This window comes from Calothrix sp. CCY 0018 (genome assembly GCF_963920925.1).
Lineage (GTDB): Bacteria > Cyanobacteriota > Cyanobacteriia > Cyanobacteriales > Nostocaceae > Rivularia.
The window spans coordinates 1-220 of record NZ_CAWUDI010000171.1 but is presented as its reverse complement, the minus strand read 5'-3'; the positions used below and the strand labels follow the sequence as shown (position 1 = coordinate 220).

Annotated in this window: 1 protein-coding gene; it reads right to left on the bottom strand. The window is 67.7% G+C overall.

Annotated elements, in window-relative coordinates:
• A partial coding sequence (locus ACM03V_RS34605) for a hypothetical protein (RefSeq protein ID WP_414625335.1) occupies window positions 1-220 on the bottom strand: 220 nt, incomplete at both ends.

The window sequence follows — 220 nt, the reverse complement described above, 5'->3', positions numbered from 1 at the left end:
AATATGGTGCGGGCGCGCCCGGCCAGCTCCAGCACGGCAGGTGGGGCGTCCTCTGGATTTTCCGCCGTCAGGGCCATGATCTCCTCCGCCAGCTTCATCAGCTGCGGGGCTGCTGTAATCAGGCGGGCCTGATATTCGATCAGGCCGGGGTCGCGATTGTACTCGGCGCCCGGCACGCGCCAGCCGCCCCAGTCGGCGTCATCGGTCACCACGACGGGAT